At 69.2% G+C, this 14,813-nt stretch carries 14 protein-coding genes; 8 read left to right on the top strand and 6 right to left on the bottom strand.

Annotated features, from left to right (window positions below):
- Positions 1-66 precede the first annotated feature (66 nt).
- The 7 genes from I5071_RS25325 to I5071_RS25295 all read left to right on the top strand — a co-directional run bounded on the left by I5071_RS25325 (position 67) and on the right by I5071_RS25295 (position 8,232).
- Positions 67-1,086, top strand: coding sequence for a radical SAM protein (locus I5071_RS25325; RefSeq protein WP_236515403.1), 1,020 nt, complete (start codon positions 67-69; stop codon positions 1,084-1,086).
- A complete protein-coding gene (locus tag I5071_RS25320) occupies positions 1,086-2,045 on the top strand; it encodes a hypothetical protein (RefSeq protein WP_236515402.1) in 960 nt (319 codons plus the stop codon). The genes I5071_RS25325 and I5071_RS25320 overlap by 1 nt, the downstream gene beginning before the upstream one ends.
- Before the next feature lie 194 nt (positions 2,046-2,239).
- Positions 2,240-2,524 carry a hypothetical protein gene (locus I5071_RS25315; protein WP_236515401.1) on the top strand — a complete coding sequence of 95 codons (285 nt, stop codon included), beginning with the start codon at positions 2,240-2,242 and terminating at the stop codon, positions 2,522-2,524.
- Positions 2,521-4,107, top strand: a complete 1,587-nt coding sequence (locus I5071_RS25310) for a PepSY-associated TM helix domain-containing protein (RefSeq protein ID WP_236515400.1) — start codon at positions 2,521-2,523, stop codon at positions 4,105-4,107. The genes I5071_RS25315 and I5071_RS25310 overlap by 4 nt, the downstream gene beginning before the upstream one ends.
- A gap of 1 nt (position 4,108) precedes the next feature.
- On the top strand, positions 4,109-6,280 hold the full coding sequence (locus I5071_RS25305; RefSeq protein ID WP_236515399.1) for a TonB-dependent receptor domain-containing protein: 2,172 nt from the start codon (positions 4,109-4,111) through the stop codon (positions 6,278-6,280).
- 82 nt (positions 6,281-6,362) lie between these two features.
- On the top strand, positions 6,363-7,601 hold the full coding sequence (locus tag I5071_RS25300; RefSeq protein WP_236515398.1) for a hypothetical protein: 1,239 nt from the start codon (positions 6,363-6,365) through the stop codon (positions 7,599-7,601).
- 136 nt (positions 7,602-7,737) lie between these two features.
- Positions 7,738-8,232, top strand: coding sequence for a DinB family protein (locus I5071_RS25295; protein WP_236515397.1), 495 nt, complete (start codon positions 7,738-7,740; stop codon positions 8,230-8,232).
- On the opposite strand, the gene I5071_RS25290 is transcribed toward I5071_RS25295, so the two are convergent.
- The 5 genes from I5071_RS25290 to I5071_RS25270 form a co-directional block, all read right to left on the bottom strand.
- Positions 8,210-8,950, bottom strand: coding sequence for a helix-turn-helix domain-containing protein (locus I5071_RS25290; RefSeq protein ID WP_236515396.1), 741 nt, complete (start codon positions 8,948-8,950; stop codon positions 8,210-8,212). The genes I5071_RS25295 and I5071_RS25290 overlap by 23 nt on opposite strands.
- A 268-nt stretch (positions 8,951-9,218) precedes the next feature.
- The gene (locus I5071_RS25285; protein WP_236515395.1) at positions 9,219-10,646 is read right to left on the bottom strand and encodes a serine/threonine-protein kinase; all 1,428 of its coding nucleotides are present in this window, start codon (positions 10,644-10,646) and stop codon (positions 9,219-9,221) included.
- 261 nt (positions 10,647-10,907) lie between these two features.
- Complete coding sequence (locus I5071_RS25280) at positions 10,908-11,543, bottom strand: IS630 family transposase (RefSeq protein WP_236515394.1); 636 nt, start codon at positions 11,541-11,543, stop codon at positions 10,908-10,910.
- A gap of 16 nt (positions 11,544-11,559) precedes the next feature.
- A complete protein-coding gene (locus I5071_RS25275) occupies positions 11,560-12,051 on the bottom strand; it encodes a helix-turn-helix domain-containing protein (RefSeq protein WP_268921140.1) in 492 nt (163 codons plus the stop codon).
- Positions 12,052-12,134: 83 nt separating this feature from the next.
- Positions 12,135-12,908, bottom strand: a complete 774-nt coding sequence (locus tag I5071_RS25270) for an SDR family oxidoreductase (protein ID WP_236515392.1) — start codon at positions 12,906-12,908, stop codon at positions 12,135-12,137.
- Between the two features lie 143 nt (positions 12,909-13,051).
- On the opposite strand from I5071_RS25270, the gene I5071_RS25265 reads away from it, so the two are divergent.
- Positions 13,052-13,648, top strand: a complete 597-nt coding sequence (locus I5071_RS25265; protein WP_236515391.1) for a redoxin domain-containing protein — start codon at positions 13,052-13,054, stop codon at positions 13,646-13,648.
- Between the two features lie 42 nt (positions 13,649-13,690).
- On the opposite strand, the gene I5071_RS25260 is transcribed toward I5071_RS25265, so the two are convergent.
- Positions 13,691-14,734, bottom strand: coding sequence for a hypothetical protein (locus tag I5071_RS25260; protein ID WP_236515390.1), 1,044 nt, complete (start codon positions 14,732-14,734; stop codon positions 13,691-13,693).
- Positions 14,735-14,813: the final 79 nt, after the last annotated feature.

Below are 14,813 nucleotides of genomic sequence, written 5' to 3'. Positions count from 1 at the left end.
CCGCCGAGAATGCCTGACGGAGATCGAATCGGCGTATTCTCGAACACCTTGCGACACTCGCCCTCGATGCACGACGACATCCCGATCCCCGCCTGGCTCCGCCACATGCGGCGCTACGAGCTCGACGGCGCACTCCTCCTCTTCGATCGCGAGACGGGGCTGAACGCGCTGATCGACGGAGAGGAGACGACGCACCTGCGCCGGCGGGCTCCGCGCGTGCTGCAGTTCGCGCTGACGAACCACTGCAACCTCGCGTGCGCGTTCTGCTCGCGCGACGTCGACGCGAAGAGTGCGTGGACAGCCGAGAGCGCGTTCCGGTTCCTATCGGACATGGCGGCCTGGGGGACGCTCGAAGTGGCGTTCGGGGGCGGCGAGCCCCTCGTGCTCAAGGGGTTCGCCGATTTGGTGACGCGCCTCCACGGCGAGACGCCGCTCGCGGTGAGCTTCACGACCAATGGCACCCGGCTCGACAGCGCGCTCCTGCGCGAGATCAGGGGCAAGGTCGGACAGATCCGACTCTCGATCTACGACGACTCCGACTGGCGCGCTCAGGTGCGACTGCTCGCCGAGAACGACGCACGCTTCGGCATCAACTACCTGGTCACGCGGCCGCGCGCTCCGTACGTCGTCGATCGGATGCTCGAGCTCGTCGAGCTCGGAGCGCGCGACGTCCTGCTCCTCTCGTACAACGGGCACGATGCATCGCTCCACCTCGATCGTGCGGCCCTCGCCGCGCTCGATGCCGACGTGCAAGCGCTGATGCGCGCCCTCGCCGGACGCGCCGAGCTGAAGCTCGACGTGTGCTGGGGCGATCGTCTCCCGAGCGTGCCGCGCGCGCTCGGCCGCGATCTCCGCGCCTGTGCCGCCGGGGTCGATCACCTGGTGATCACCAGCGATCGCCAGGTCGCTGCGTGCTCGTTCCACCACCTCGCGTGGCCCTTCGAGACCGCCGACGACGTGATGCAGATCTGGCGTGAACGCCGCGAGGCGATGTCGATCGCGACGACAGCGCCGGGCTGCGCTCGCGATCTCGATTACGGGCTCGACACCCGTCGTTCGCTCCCCGTCGTGATGGAGGCACGGTGATGCGCATCCGCTTGTTCCGAGCGTGGGCCAGCAACAATAGCGGCGCGTACGTACTGCTCGGCTCCTTCCACGACGCCGGAGTCGCCGAGCTCGCGGCTGCCGAGCTGAACGAGGCGCTCGCCGCGCACGATGCGTGGGTGGAGCAGGAACCGCCATCGAACGATCCTTCGCCGTTCATGGCGTTCGCCCAGAAGCACGGCCTGCCGATGCAGACCGGCTGGGTCCCGTGGCGAGAAGGCATGCGCTGCGAGGTCCTCGGCGCGCAGGTGCTGATGGAGAGCTACGCCGCGGAGATGCCCTCGGCGTTCGTCGCGTGGATCGCCAAACACGGCGGCCATGTGCAGGCCGAGCTGATCCACGCTCATGGCCCGCTCGTGCTGCGGGCTCACGTCTGGATGAAGGACGGCTGGAGGCCCGAGAACCACCTTCGTGCGCACGAAGCGCTCGCGCGCTTCGAGGCGAAGGTGAGCGTGGACCCCGAGGTGAAGGCGTCGCTCGAGGATCGCTGGGCCACGGTCTCGCGAGGCATCCACTTCGTCCCGAACGAGCACGGCGGGCGCGAAGCGTTGGTCGCGCCCTACGACGTCACGCGCGCCAGCCGCGCCCTGCGCGCCGCCGCGATGGCCGAAGGGCTCGGCATCTCGTTCGAGCTCTTCGAGTGGATCGACAACGAGAGCGATCCCGCCGAGGTGATCGCGCTCTCGGCCCGCAAGGAATCGCTCCGGCTCGAGATCGACGATCCGGGTCCGCGCCCCGACGACCTCGCGCGGGCGCTCACCGAGCTGCTGGGGATCGCACCCGAGCGCGCGCGCTCGATGGTCCTGCCGCGCAAACGTCCGGCTCGTGCCGTCGTCCTCCAGCGCGTGTCGCGCCGGCACGGCGAGCTCGCGCTCCGGGTCGTTCGCCACCACGGCGCGCTCGCGCACCTGCGGGCGAGCGATGGGACGGTCGTGGAGTGACACGCGCGCGATGTGCCGCCGCACATCCTGAGACTCTCGGGAACCGCGAGTCAGTCACCTCGTCTGGCAAGTCGGTCGGACCGAGACGGTCGCTCCCGACGAGCGCGTGGATCGGTCGGGTGTTCACCCTCGTGTACTAGGTGGCGCGGCCTCGTCCCTTGACAGTGCTAGGTCGTCCCGTCACTTTCGCGCGAGTGAGAATCACTCGCATTCGCACGTGGCTGCCCGCGGTGTTCGGCGTCGCGATCCGGCTCGCCGCCGGGCTCGTCGCCGCCGTCTGCGTCGCCGTCGGCATGACGCGGTGGGTGCCTCCCGGCGGCGGGGTGGATCACGTCGTCGTCCCAGTGGTCGTGTTCCCCGCGATCTGGGCCGCGGCGTTCCTCGTCCTCCAGGTCCGCCGCGATCGCAGCGCGATGCCGATCGCCGCGCTCACCGCGCTCTCGGCCGCGAGCCTCCTGCCCTTCGTGATGTCGCGGTGAGCGCGCCCATCCGACGACGCTTCTTCGAGGTGCACACGTGGAGCGGGCTCCTCGTCGGCCTGCTCGGCTTCGTGGTGATCGGCTCGGGCGCGATCGTGGTGTTCGCGGAGGACCTCGACACGTGGGCCCATCGCGATCGACCGCACCCCGAGCTCCACGACGTCGACGCGACGGCGCTCGAGCACGCGATCGCGCGCACCGCCGCGACGGTCGACCCGCAGCACCTCGAGGACGTCGCGCTCTGGACCTCGCACGGCTCGGTCGTCGCGTGGATGCATCACCACACCGTCGACCCGAGCGGCGCGCCGATCGAGCGAGGCACGCTCGTGTACTTCGATCCGACGAGCTGGGACGAGCTCGAGCGACGTCGCGGCACCGACGACGAGGTGTTCGAGCCCTCACCGCGCGAGGCGCTCTCGCGCTTCTTCGTCGACCTCCACGTGCGCCTCTTCCTGCCCGAGCAAACCGGGCTCTGGGCGACGGGCTGCGTCGGCTTCGGGCTCCTCCTCCTGGTCGTGACCGGCCTCTTCGTGCACCGGCCGTTCTTCCGTCACGCCACGCGCGTTCGCAGCACCGCGGCCCCGAGGAAGCTCCTGCACGACCTCCACACCGTGGTCGCGGTGTGGACGCTCCCGTTCACCGCGGTGCTCTCGCTCACCGGCGCGTTCCTCTCGTTCGGCGGCGCGCTCGTCTTCCCGCTCCTCACCGACGCTGCGTTCGGAGGAGACGAGGCCGCGCTCGATCGCGCGTTCTCCGGCGCGCCCGAGCCGGCGGCAGAGACCTCCGCCGTGCCCGCCGACACGTCGCTCGGCATCGCGGTCACCGACGCGAGGCGACGCATCGAGGCCGAGCATCGCAGCGTCGGCTGGATCGAAGTCGCGCGGTGGGGCCGCAGCGACGCGCACATCACCGTGTACACGAGCCCGCTCTGGGGCCCGCAGTACGACGTCTCGCATCGCTACGACGGCGACGGCACGTGGCGGAGCGAGCGTGCGGGCTTCGGGAGCGGCGCGTCGTTCGGTGGATCGCTCTACCAGTGGATGGCGGCGCTCCACTTCGGCAACTTCGGCGGCGGTCTGGTGCGCGCGCTGTGGATGCTCTTCGGCGCGCTCGCCGCGTCGCTCGCGCTGACCGGCCTCGGCATCTGGAGCGTGCGTCGGAGCGGCGGCGCCGAGGCGCGCGCGGGACGCATCGCGGGCGTGCTCACGATCGGTGCGGGCCTCGGGCTCCCGCTCGGCGCGGCGATCGCGGTGCACGCGTGGGCGCTCGCGAACGCGATCGGCATCGCGCCGTACGCGGTCATGGCGATCGCGCTGCTGCTCGCGCCTCCATTCGTCGTCTGGCACGCGGCGCGGCGCTCGTTCCGCGACGTGCTCCGGATGGGGCTCGTCGCGCTCGGTGTCGCGTGTGTTCTCGCGCCGATCGCCGCGGTCCTCGCGCTCGGCGACGCGCTCGGGGCTGCGTGGTGGATCGACCTCACGTTCGTGGTCGTCGGCGTGGGCGCGATCGTCGCGGGGCTGCGCATCGGTCGAGGCGTCGCGCGCGGCGTGGTGCTCGCCGAATCCGAGCTTCGCGAGGCCTGAGATGCGCCGCCACCTCGTCGTGCTGTTCTCGCTCGCGCTCGGGGCCTCCGCGTCGCGCGCGCTCGCGCAGGAGCAACCCGAGGAGCCTGCTCCGACGTCCGAGCTTCCCGCCGACTTCGAGGAAGAAGATCTGATCACCGGCGACGTCGTCGTCTCGGCGATGACCGAGGCCGACGAGATCTCGGAGTCGGCCGACTCGGTGCACGTGATCGAGACCGACGTGGTCCGCGCGCAGACCGCCGATGCCGGCGAGGTCCTCGCGCGACAAGAGGGCATCTCGGTGCGCCGCGGTGGCGGGCTCGGATCGAGCGCGCGCATCTGCATCCACGGGATCTGCGACGCCGGCATCCGCTACTTCCTCGACGGTGTCCCGCTCGAGCTCGCCGGGTTCGGCCTCGGGATCTCCAACGTGCCGCTCTCGATGGTCGAGCGCGTCGAGATCTATCGCGGCGCCGTTCCGATCCGGCTCGGCAGCGATGCGCTCGGCGGTGTGATCAACCTGGTCCGCGACCAGGCGTACTTCGTTCCTCACGCCACGGCGTCGCTGCTCGCCGGCTCGTGGGGCACCTACCGCGGCTACGTCGACGGCGGCTACCGCCACGATGGGTCCGGCTTCTACGCGGGCGCGAGCGCGTTCGTCGATCACGCGGACAACGACTACCTGGTCGACGTCGACGTGACCGACGCCCGGGGCCGGCTGTCACCGGCGCGCCTTCCCCGATTCCACGACGCGTACGACGCGTACGGCATCGCGACGGAGGTCGGGCTGGTGGGCGTTCCCTTCGCCGATCGCCTCCTGCTCCGTGGGTTCGTGAGCGAGTACGACCGCGAGCTCCAGCACAACCCCGTGATGACCGTGCCCTACGGCGACGTGACGTACGGCGAGGTCTCGGCGGGCGGGCTCCTTCGCTACTCGCACACGATCGACTCGCAGTGGTCGATCGACGCGTTCGCGGGCTACACGCGCCGCGACATCACCTTCAACGACCAGTCGACCTGGATCTACGACTGGCGCGGCCAGCGGGTCCGCGAGCGGCGGGTCCGTGGCGAGATCGACCCGCGCCCGCGCGAGCAGGTGGTCTCGGAAGACGCGATCCCCGCGCGCCTCACGCTCTCGTTCCAGCTCACGCCCGAGCATCTCTTCGTCGCGAACGTCACCCCCGAATTCACGAGCCGCTCCGGCGACGAGCGCATCCAGGCCGATCCGATGGCGCGCGATCCGCTCACCGCGCAGCGCGACCTGTTCACGATGATCTCGGGGATCGAGCACCGGATGAGCGTCTTCGACGACGCGCTCGAGACGACGCTCTTCGTGAAGGACTACGTCTACGTCAGCGCGTCGGAGGAGATCCTCCCGCGCGACTCGATCGTCGTGCGCCACGATCGGAGCACGCACGATCTCGGCGCCGGAGGCGCGGCGCGTTATCGCATCACCGACGGCGTCCTGGTGCGCGCGACGTACGAGTACGCCACACGGCTGCCCGAGCCGTACGAGGTGTTCGGCGACGGAGTCCTCGTCCAACCGAATCTCGATCTCGTCCCGGAGCGCAGCCACAACGCGACGGTCGAGGGCTCGCTCGATCTCGCCACGGGAGACGCCGGGCGCTTCGAGGCGAGCCTCGCCGGCTTCGTCCGAGCGCGGGAGAACATGATCGTCCTCCTCGGGACGCAGCGGAACTTCGCCTATCAGAACGTCTACGGCGCGCTGGTCGTCGGGACCGAGGGCGCGCTCCGTTGGACGAGCCCCGGCGACTGGGCCGTGCTGGCCGCGAACGCGACGCTCCAGGACGATCGCAACACGAGCACCGAGGGGACCTTCGCGATGACGCGTGGGGATCGCCTCCCCAACCGGCCCTTCTTCTTCGCGAACTTCGCGGCCGAGCTCCACGCGCGCGGCGTCCTCGGTCATCGCGATCACCTCACGCTCGGCTGGCGCGGCCGCTACATCCACGAGTTCTTCCGCGGGTGGGAGTCGCAGGGGAGCCGCGACACCAAGGAGACCATCTCGTCGCAGCTCGCGCAGGACGTGTGGCTCACGTACGTGGTCGACGGGCCGCCGCGCATCTCGACGTCGTTCGAGGTCCAGAACCTCGCGGACGCGGCGCTCTTCGACCTCTACGGCGCGCAGCGCCCGGGACGCTCGTTCTTCGTTCGCGTGACGGCGGACTTCTGAGCCGTGGTCACCTGAGAATGACATTGCGAGTCGTTCTCACTTCGTCTATCCTGGGACGGCTTCGCTCGAAAGGATCAAGACGATGAGCGCGATTTCGCCGACCCGTGGACATGCCTTCGCAGCAGCGCTGCTGCTGGCGGGGATGCTCGCGAGCACCTCCGGCTGCGGCGGCGACGACGACACGGGCGGCGGCCCGGGGCCAGAAGGCCCGCTCTACGCCGTGATGTACGAGGTCTACGACGACGTCGGATCGACGAGCTATCTCGCCCTGCTCGACTCGCTCGACATCGACGAGATCGACACGACTCGGACGCGCGAGTACGGCGGCGGCCGCGCGCATCTCCAGGCGTACAACGGCTGGCTCTTCGTCGGTGAAGCGCAGTCGCCCACCGTGATCCGCTACAGCGTCGACGACGGTGGCGAGCTCGTCGAAGAGGGCCGCGTCAGCTTCGCGAGCTACGGCATCGAGTCGGCGGTCATCGACGACTGGGCGGTGACGTTCCTGAGCCCGACCAAGGCGTATCTGATGATCTTCGCCGACGGGCGGACGGTCATCTGGAACCCGACCACGATGGAGATCACGGGCGAGATCGCGCCGCCCGACAACCTCCTTCGCGAGGGTCTCTCGCTCGAGGGCTCGCCGGCCGCCGTGCGCGGGAACCTGCTGTTCCGCACGTTCAACTGGGTCAACTACGACACTGCCGAGTACTCGACCGATTTCCTGCTCGCCATCTACGACACCGACACGGACGAGCTGCTCGAGGTCGTGACCGAGACCCGCTGTCCGGTGCCGGGCAACCTCGTCCACGAGGACGAGGCGGGCAACATCTACTTCAGCAATTGGCTGTGGCCGCTGGCGGGCACGATCATGCGCGACGCGCCCGAGAGCTGTGTGCTGCGCATCGCGCCCGGTGAGACTCGCTTCGACCCGGAGTGGACGCTCGACTACTCCGACGCCACCGAGGGTCATCACGGCGCGATGTTCACTTATGTCGGCGACGGGCAGGCCCTCGCGTCGGCGTTCTACGAGGAGCGCACGTCGTTCGACGAGACCACGAACCCGTGGAGCTACCTCGGAACGCTGAACTGGCGCATCTGGAGCTTCGATCTCGACGACCCGAGCAGCGGTGCGCCCCTCGAGGGGATCGACTTCAACGGCGGCGCGTTCACTCCGGTCCAGTTCGACGAACGCCTGTTCCTGATGGTCCCCGGCGGTGAAGCAGAGGGCTACGCGACGCAGATCTACGAGGTCGCGAACGGGCAGGCGACGCCCGGCGTCCGGCTTCCCGGCTGGTCGTATCAGTTCGTGAAGCTGCGCTGAGACGGAGAGCCGAGTAGGGCAGCGATGGCCGCAAAGCCTCGCGCGAAAGCGCGGGGCTTTTTGCTCATTGCGCCACGGGCTCGAGCCCGCCGTTGCATTCAAGCGCTCGGTCCGATTGTCACCCACGGTCGGACGTATGAACACTCAGCCGCTCCAGACGATCGTCGCTCACGCCGCGTGGGCCAACCGAGAGCTCTTCGCCGCGCTTCGCGAGGTCGAGTCCTTCGAGTCGCAGAACGCAGCATCGTTGATCGTGCGGCTCCTCGATCACGTGCAGGTCGTCGGTCGCATCTTCCAGTCTCATCTCCAGGGCGTCGCGCACGGCTATGCGTCCACGCAGAGCGCGGTCCTTCCCACGCTCGACGAGCTCGATCGCGCATCGGAGACCATCGACCGCTGGTACGTGGACATCGCCGCGTCGCTCCGAGGCGAGGAGCTCGCACGACCTCACGACGTGCGCTTCACCGACGGGAAGGTCGTGAGGATGAGCGCCGCCACGATGATCCTCCACGTGGTCACTCACACGACTCATCATCGAGGAAACGTGGACGCCATCATGTACCAGTGCGGAATGCCGCGCCGAAGAGACGGATTCCCCGAGTTCCTCGTCAGTCGAGCGTCTGCCACCTGACCGAGCTCAGCCCCTGCGTCGGTGTCATTCCGAACTGCTCACGAAATACCCGGCTGAGGTGGGCGCTGTCGGCGAATCCGGCGGACGCTGCGGCCGTGCTCAGGCTCGCTCCTCCCTCCACCGCGGCGATGGCGCGGCGCAGGCGCTTCCACCGCTGATAGGCACGCATCGGCAGCCCGACGTCGCGCGCGAATGCATGACGCATCTGCCGCGGTGAGAGCCCCGCCTCGTGCGAGAGGCTCGCGAGACCGGCGTGGTCCGAGCCATCGAGTGACGCGCACATCCGACGTGCTGCCGGGTGTCGCGGTCCCGGCGGCTGACGCACCTCGAGGGCGGTAAGGATCTCGGTCATGAGGGCGCGCGCGGTCTCCCGCGTGGGATCGCGAGGGACGCTCACGTCGAGCGCGTCGCGGTCCCACGTCGTGCACCGAGGCTCGGCGTCACGAGAGAGCGCGCGGCTCGCGACGTCGTCTCCGTCGAGGAAGAGGAGCGCAGCGTGTGCACACGCGCCGTGTCCGTGGGGCATGCGCGGGGGAATGACGGCCGCGCGAGTGTGAATGCGGCCGTCGGCACCGTCTTCGATGTGCAGCCCCTGCGGCGCGATGACGATCTGGGCTGCGTGATGGGCGTGGAGCGTCGTGGCGACGAGCGGACCCACGTAGAGAAGTCGCGTCTCCGACACGAACAATGTGCCGTCCAACCGCGCCGGCGAGCTCAACGGTCCGTGGCTCCCGGGGGCGATCTCGACATTCGCGGGTCCATCCACTCCGAAGCTAGCAGGCTGCTGAGCGACGGCCGAGGCGGTCCGTCATGACGCCTGCGCCATCGCTCCAGCCGGCTTTCGCGCACCAAGCGCGTTTGGTGTCGGATGCGGTGCGATCCGGGGTATCGGTGATTCGAGAACGCCAATCAGCCTGGCAGCCTCGTGCGCAGAGCACCGCGCGCCCGCGGCACCCGGAGCGCACTGCTCACGATCGGTGGCTCGGTCAGACTGACGCGCTGACTGCATCGCTGACCGACGTCGTTTCGTGCAGACGCAACGCGTCCAGCGCGCGCACGAGCTCCTCGGCGTCCGAGAAGCGGTCGGACGGATCGCGTGCGAGGCAGCGCATGACGATGTCCTCGAGCTCGCGCGGCATCGGGGCGCCGAGGTGCTCCGAGGGGCGCGGAATCGCGCGCTGCAGCACGGCGCTCGCGTACTCGAGCGCGCCGTTTGCTTCGATCGGCCGGTGCCCCGTGAGCAGCAGATATGCGACCGCGCCGAGCCCCCACACATCGGCCGGGGGACCCGCCGGCGCGCCGGTCACGCTTTCGGGCGCGAACCAGCTCGGCGTGCCCAGCACCACCCCGGTGCTGGTCAGCGATGCCTCCGAGCTCGGCTCGTCGACCTTGGCGATGCCAAAGTCGAGCACCTTGACGACATCGCGCCCCTCCGGCGTCACCGTGACGAACACGTTCGCGGGCTTGATGTCGCGGTGCACGATCCCGCGTCGGTGCGCCTCCCCGAGCGCGCTGGCGGCCTGCGCGACGAGGTCGACGACCCGCGCTGCACCGATCGGAGCTTCGCGCGCCGCGAGCTCGACGAGGGTGTCGCCGTGGAGCTGCTCCATCACGTAGTACCAGATGCCGTCCTCACTCACGCCGTAGTCGAACACCCGCACGACGTTGGGATGCGAGAGATCGACGAGCGCGCGCACCTCGCGCTCGAAGCGCGCGACGGAGTGCGGTGTGAGCTGTCCTCGGCCGACGCGGAGGATCTTGAGCGCAACGTCGCGTCGCAGCGCAGCGTCGCGGGCGAGCCAGACCTCTCCCATCCCTCCGGCGCCGAGCTTGCGCACGAGGCGATAACGTCCGAGAACGCGCGCGGCGAACACCTGGCGCCGCAGCTCCCAGAGCCAGTGGCCCGCGACGACCAAGCCTCCGTATGCGAACACGAGGTTCATCGTGTTGAAGCCGAGCATCGCGCTCGTTCTCGGGTCGGCCAGCTGAGCAGCGACGTCGGGCTCGATGAAGCTCCAGATCCACATCGTCACCGGGTATGCGAGCGTCGGGAACGCGAGTGTCCAGGCGCCGGTCTGCCACGGCTCATGTACCGTCGCGCCGCGGATCGCGACCACGGCGAACACGCCGCCGTAATACGGGCTGTAGACGCCACCGGTAAGCGCCGCCATCGCGCTCAGGAACGCGCACGGCATCGTGAAGAAGAAGGTCGTCGCCGCGCGGAGCTCGACGACGCTCATCGCTGGGCCGCGCGCGCGCAGGTAGACCCACGTGGCGATCCCGAGCATCGCGCTGACGACCCGCAGCATGACGAGCTCGCTCGCGCGCTCGGGCCAGAACCGACCCGCGGTCAGCGCATCGGTCGCGGTGACCAGAACCCAGAGCACGACTGCCGCGAGCACCACGCGACGCATGCGGAGAACCGCCGCGAGGTGCTCGGATTCATCGATGTTGGCGGAGCTGGTGGAGTGCGATCGAACATCGCGAAGAATGACGTCGCCGTCCACGACGGCTCATTCTAGCGAACGGCGCGCGCAGCGCCCGCGGGAGGTCGAGACCGGAATGAGCAGACGGCGACCGCGCATCCCTACGAATCACGCACGATCGGTGCGCCTCGCGAGCGCGTCGCGGGATCGGCCACTCGCGCATCGTCAGCGAGCCCGCCGGAGCAGGTGCTAGTGTCTCGACCGTGACGTAACGAGCCCGGCGTATCGGAAGACGCGCCGGGCGTCGGCGACGCGAAACGTCCAGTTGATGCCGCGACGCTTACGATCTGCGCGGCGATTCCACGCGCTGACTTCGTGCCGCAGAGTCGCGAGATCGCCGATACGGCGTCGGCCGAGGCACTCGCGGACGACGAGGCTCACCTCCATCTCGGCGGCGTTGAGCCAGCTCGCGTGCTTCGGCGTGAAGTGCACCGTGAAGCGCCGCCATAGCGCACGGCCCTGCTGAGGCCCGAGCGCATCGATCAGGCACTTCTCCGAGTGCGTGCTCAGGTTGTCGACGACCAGATGAATCGTGCGAGCGCGTTTGTAGCGGCGCGCGATCCGCTTCAGCGCTTTCGCGAACGATGGGCCGGCGCGATCGCGCGTGGCGTGCGTCAGCCGTCGCCCGGTCAGAGCTTCGATGATGCAGAAGATGTTCGCTGTTCCGCGCCGCACGTACTCGTAGTCGACGCGCGCGATCTTGCCCGGCGACATGGCCGTCCCGTCTCGCGCCGCATCGCGCAGCGGCACAGGGCGCTCGTCCAGGCACACGACGGGCTCTCGTTCGTCGTGCTTGCGTGCGTACAGCTCGAGCACGTCCTCCATCCGATCGATGAACTCGTCATCGACGGCGGGGACGCACCACATTTTTTTCCCGCCACGGCTTGAGGCCGTGGCTCGCGAGCGTGACCCGGACCGTCTCGCGACCGATCTCGTCGACGACACCTCGCTTCACGACTTGTTCGGCGATGAGCCGCACGGTCCATCGCGCGTGCCCTTCGGGCGGTGGGCCGCAGACCATCGCGACGATCGCGGCCTCCTGCGCGCTGTCGAGCTTCCGCTCCGGGTGCGGACGCGGGTCATCAGACAACGCCGCGTCCAGACCTCGCTCCGCATAGCGCTTGGCGACACGCGAAACCTCTCGCGGGTAACCCCCGACTGCGATCGCCGTAGCTCGGACCGACATGCCCTCGTCGAGGAGAAGCAGCGTGCGGATCCGACGCCACTGGCGCGCCGTGAGTCGCTCCCGATGGCTACCGCGCCCCCTCGCGCGAAGGAGCTCGCGGTCTGCCTCGGACAGCTCCAGCCCTGTGAACCTCGCAGTCGGCTTCACAGACTGCTGTAGATCAGACTCCCGATCGCGGCGCAAGGGCCGACGTGATCACCGCGTCGCGGTCGGGACACTAGTCGACTCCGTCACGCGTGCTTCGGGGCTGCGCTGCTCGGGACCGAGCGACTGAGCCAGTCTGCGAAGCGCGTCGGGCCGAGTCGCGGGCTGCCGCTCGGGGTCAAAGATCGATCGTTCAGCTCGGTCCCGAAATAGCGCGCGTGCACGTCGACGACCACCTGACGCGGGTCGTTCGCCGCGCGGAGCAAACGTCGGACGAGCTCGTCCAGGCCCAGTCGTTCCGGGCCGGCGATCTCGATCGTGCCGTTCGCGGGCGCTCCGACCGCGACTTCGGCGAGCGCTGCCGCCACGTCGTCGGCGGCGATGGGCTGCAGGGTCGCCGGCGACAGGCGAACGGTCTGTCCCGTCGTGGCCACTTGCGCGATGCCGTTCATGAACTCGAAGAACTGAGTCGAGCGGACGATCGTGAAGGGCACTTTGGACGCCTTGATCACTTGCTCTTGAGCGACTTTCGCGCGCAGATAACCACTCTCCGGAAGGCGGTCGGCGCCGACGATGGAGAGTGCGACGTGATGCCTCACGCCGGCGGCCGACTCCGCGGCCATCAGGTTGCGGCAAGACGTCTCGAAGAACTCCAGGACCGCGCGGTCTTCGAACGAGGGCGAGTTCGCGACGTCGACGACGACCTGCGCGCCGGCGAGCGCTTCCGCGAGCCCTTCGCCGGTCATCGCGTTGACTCCCGACGCGGGTGATGCCGCGACGACCTCGTGCCCCTCTCGACGGAGCCTGTTCACCAGCTTCGTGCCGATGAGGCCAGTGCCTCCGATGACGACGATCTTCATGTCCGTACCTCACCCTGGGAGACGGGCCGGCGGGCTCGCCGACATCTCTTGGTCTGTGCCCCGGGGTCGCGAGCCCGTAGTCCGCATGCACGCGAGTGTCGACGTGAGTTGCGGCGACGCGTGGGGTGGCGAGATGCGGCCCCATGCGGTCCGACATCGTCCCCGGCGCGGTCTTCCCCGACTACGAGCTACGCGATCACACCGGCGCTCGGCGCCGGCTCAGCGGTCTCCAGGGCTCCGATCCGATGATCGTCGTGCTCGGGCGCGGTGGATACTGTCCGAAGGATCGGCGCCAGCACGAGTCGCTCGTGGAGCTCCACCGCGAGATCGAGGTCGGCTATTGCCGGCTCGTCACGATCACGACCGACGATCTCCTCGCGACGAACGAGCTCCGGAGCGGGCTCGGCGCGCACTGGCCCTTCCTCTCGGATCCCGAGCGAGTCGTGCAGAAGGATCTCGACATCGCCGAGTACACCGATCCGATGCACGATCCGATGATCCCGCACACGCTCGTGCTCGCGCCGGGCCTGGTCGTGCACTCGATCTACGTCGGCTATTGGTTCTTCGGCCGACCGACGAGCGAGGAGCTGCGCCACGATCTCCGCGCGGTGCTCCGCCGCTGCCGACCCGACTGGGACATCACGACGCCCGAGCTCCGCGCGGCGTGGAAGCGTGGCGATCGGTCTGCCTTCTGGCCGTACGGCAAGACGCTCGCGCAGCTCTTCGCCGAGACGAGCTGAGCGTCATCGCGTTCGATTCGATGACGCTCGGCAGCGTCGCAGTCAGTAGCAGGAGCCCGTCTGCCAGTGACAGAGGTCGAAGTCGTCGAGGCAGTTGTAGCCGAGCGCCTCGTCTTGGTCGGTCGGGCAAGTCTCGTAGCAGTAATAGGGACCATCGACGCTCGCGCGGCAGTCGAATCGACGGTTGTACGCGCCGACCGGAGGACCGCAGGGCGCCGTCACGGGGTCGCATCCCGACCGCGAGCAGTAGCCCGGGAATCCGAAGCTGAGATCGCGGCCGACGCAGCGATTGCAGTGGTCGACGTCGCATTCCTCGCCGAGCGGCTGACGACAGACGCCCACGCGTGTCGCATCACCGTCCGTGCTGCAGTTCTGCGACTGGCACTCACGATCGATCGAGCACGGATCGTCGATCGCGCCCGGCACCACACAGACGCGCGACGTCGTCCCGCAGAGCCCGGAGGCGCAGTAGCGGTCGGCGTCACACGCGGCGCCCGCTGCGAGCAGTGACGTGCAGGTGTCGGTGAGCGGGTTGCAGAGGCCGCTCTGGCAGAACCGATCCTCCGCGCAGGCCTCGCCGTCGGCGCTCGGCGCGACGCAGGTGCCGGACGCAGGATCGCAGAGCCCGCTCTCGCAGAAGCGATCTTCGGTGCACGCGGCGCCCTCGGGCCCCGGCTGGACGCAGCCCGTCCCTGCGACGCAGATCCCGCCACCGAACATCGCGCAGCCGCAATCCGAGCACGCGTCGGCGGGCTCGAGGCTCGCGCACTCCACCACCGCTCCGTCGCGGCAGGCCTGGCCTTCGCGCGATCCGGTGAACGTGCAGGGCGCGCCGCAATACGAGCTCTCGCGGCACGTGCGCGCGCTTCCGTCGAACGCATCGGGGCACGCGTCGCCCGGCGCGCAAGCGATCGAGCAGGTGCGGCGTCCGTCGAGCTCGACACACGCGCCGACGCCACACTCGGTGTCGGCGGTGCAGCTCTCGCCTTCCCCGAGCGTCTCGGCGCCGCAGCCGCCGAGGAGCGTGAATACCACCGCTGCAACCACGCGCCGCAGCGCGTCGGTTGGGTTCTCCGAGATCGTCATGTGTTGGCCTCTCCTGCCCGTGTCACCGGGCGCGCGATGATATGCACGCGGCGCGGACTGCGCCAGCGATCACGGCATC

The organism is Sandaracinus amylolyticus, from assembly GCF_021631985.1.
GTDB classification, from domain to species: Bacteria; Myxococcota_A; Polyangia; order Polyangiales; family Sandaracinaceae; genus Sandaracinus; species Sandaracinus amylolyticus_A.
Note: the sequence above shows the minus strand (reverse complement) of the source record. Positions and strands in the feature narration are given on the sequence as shown.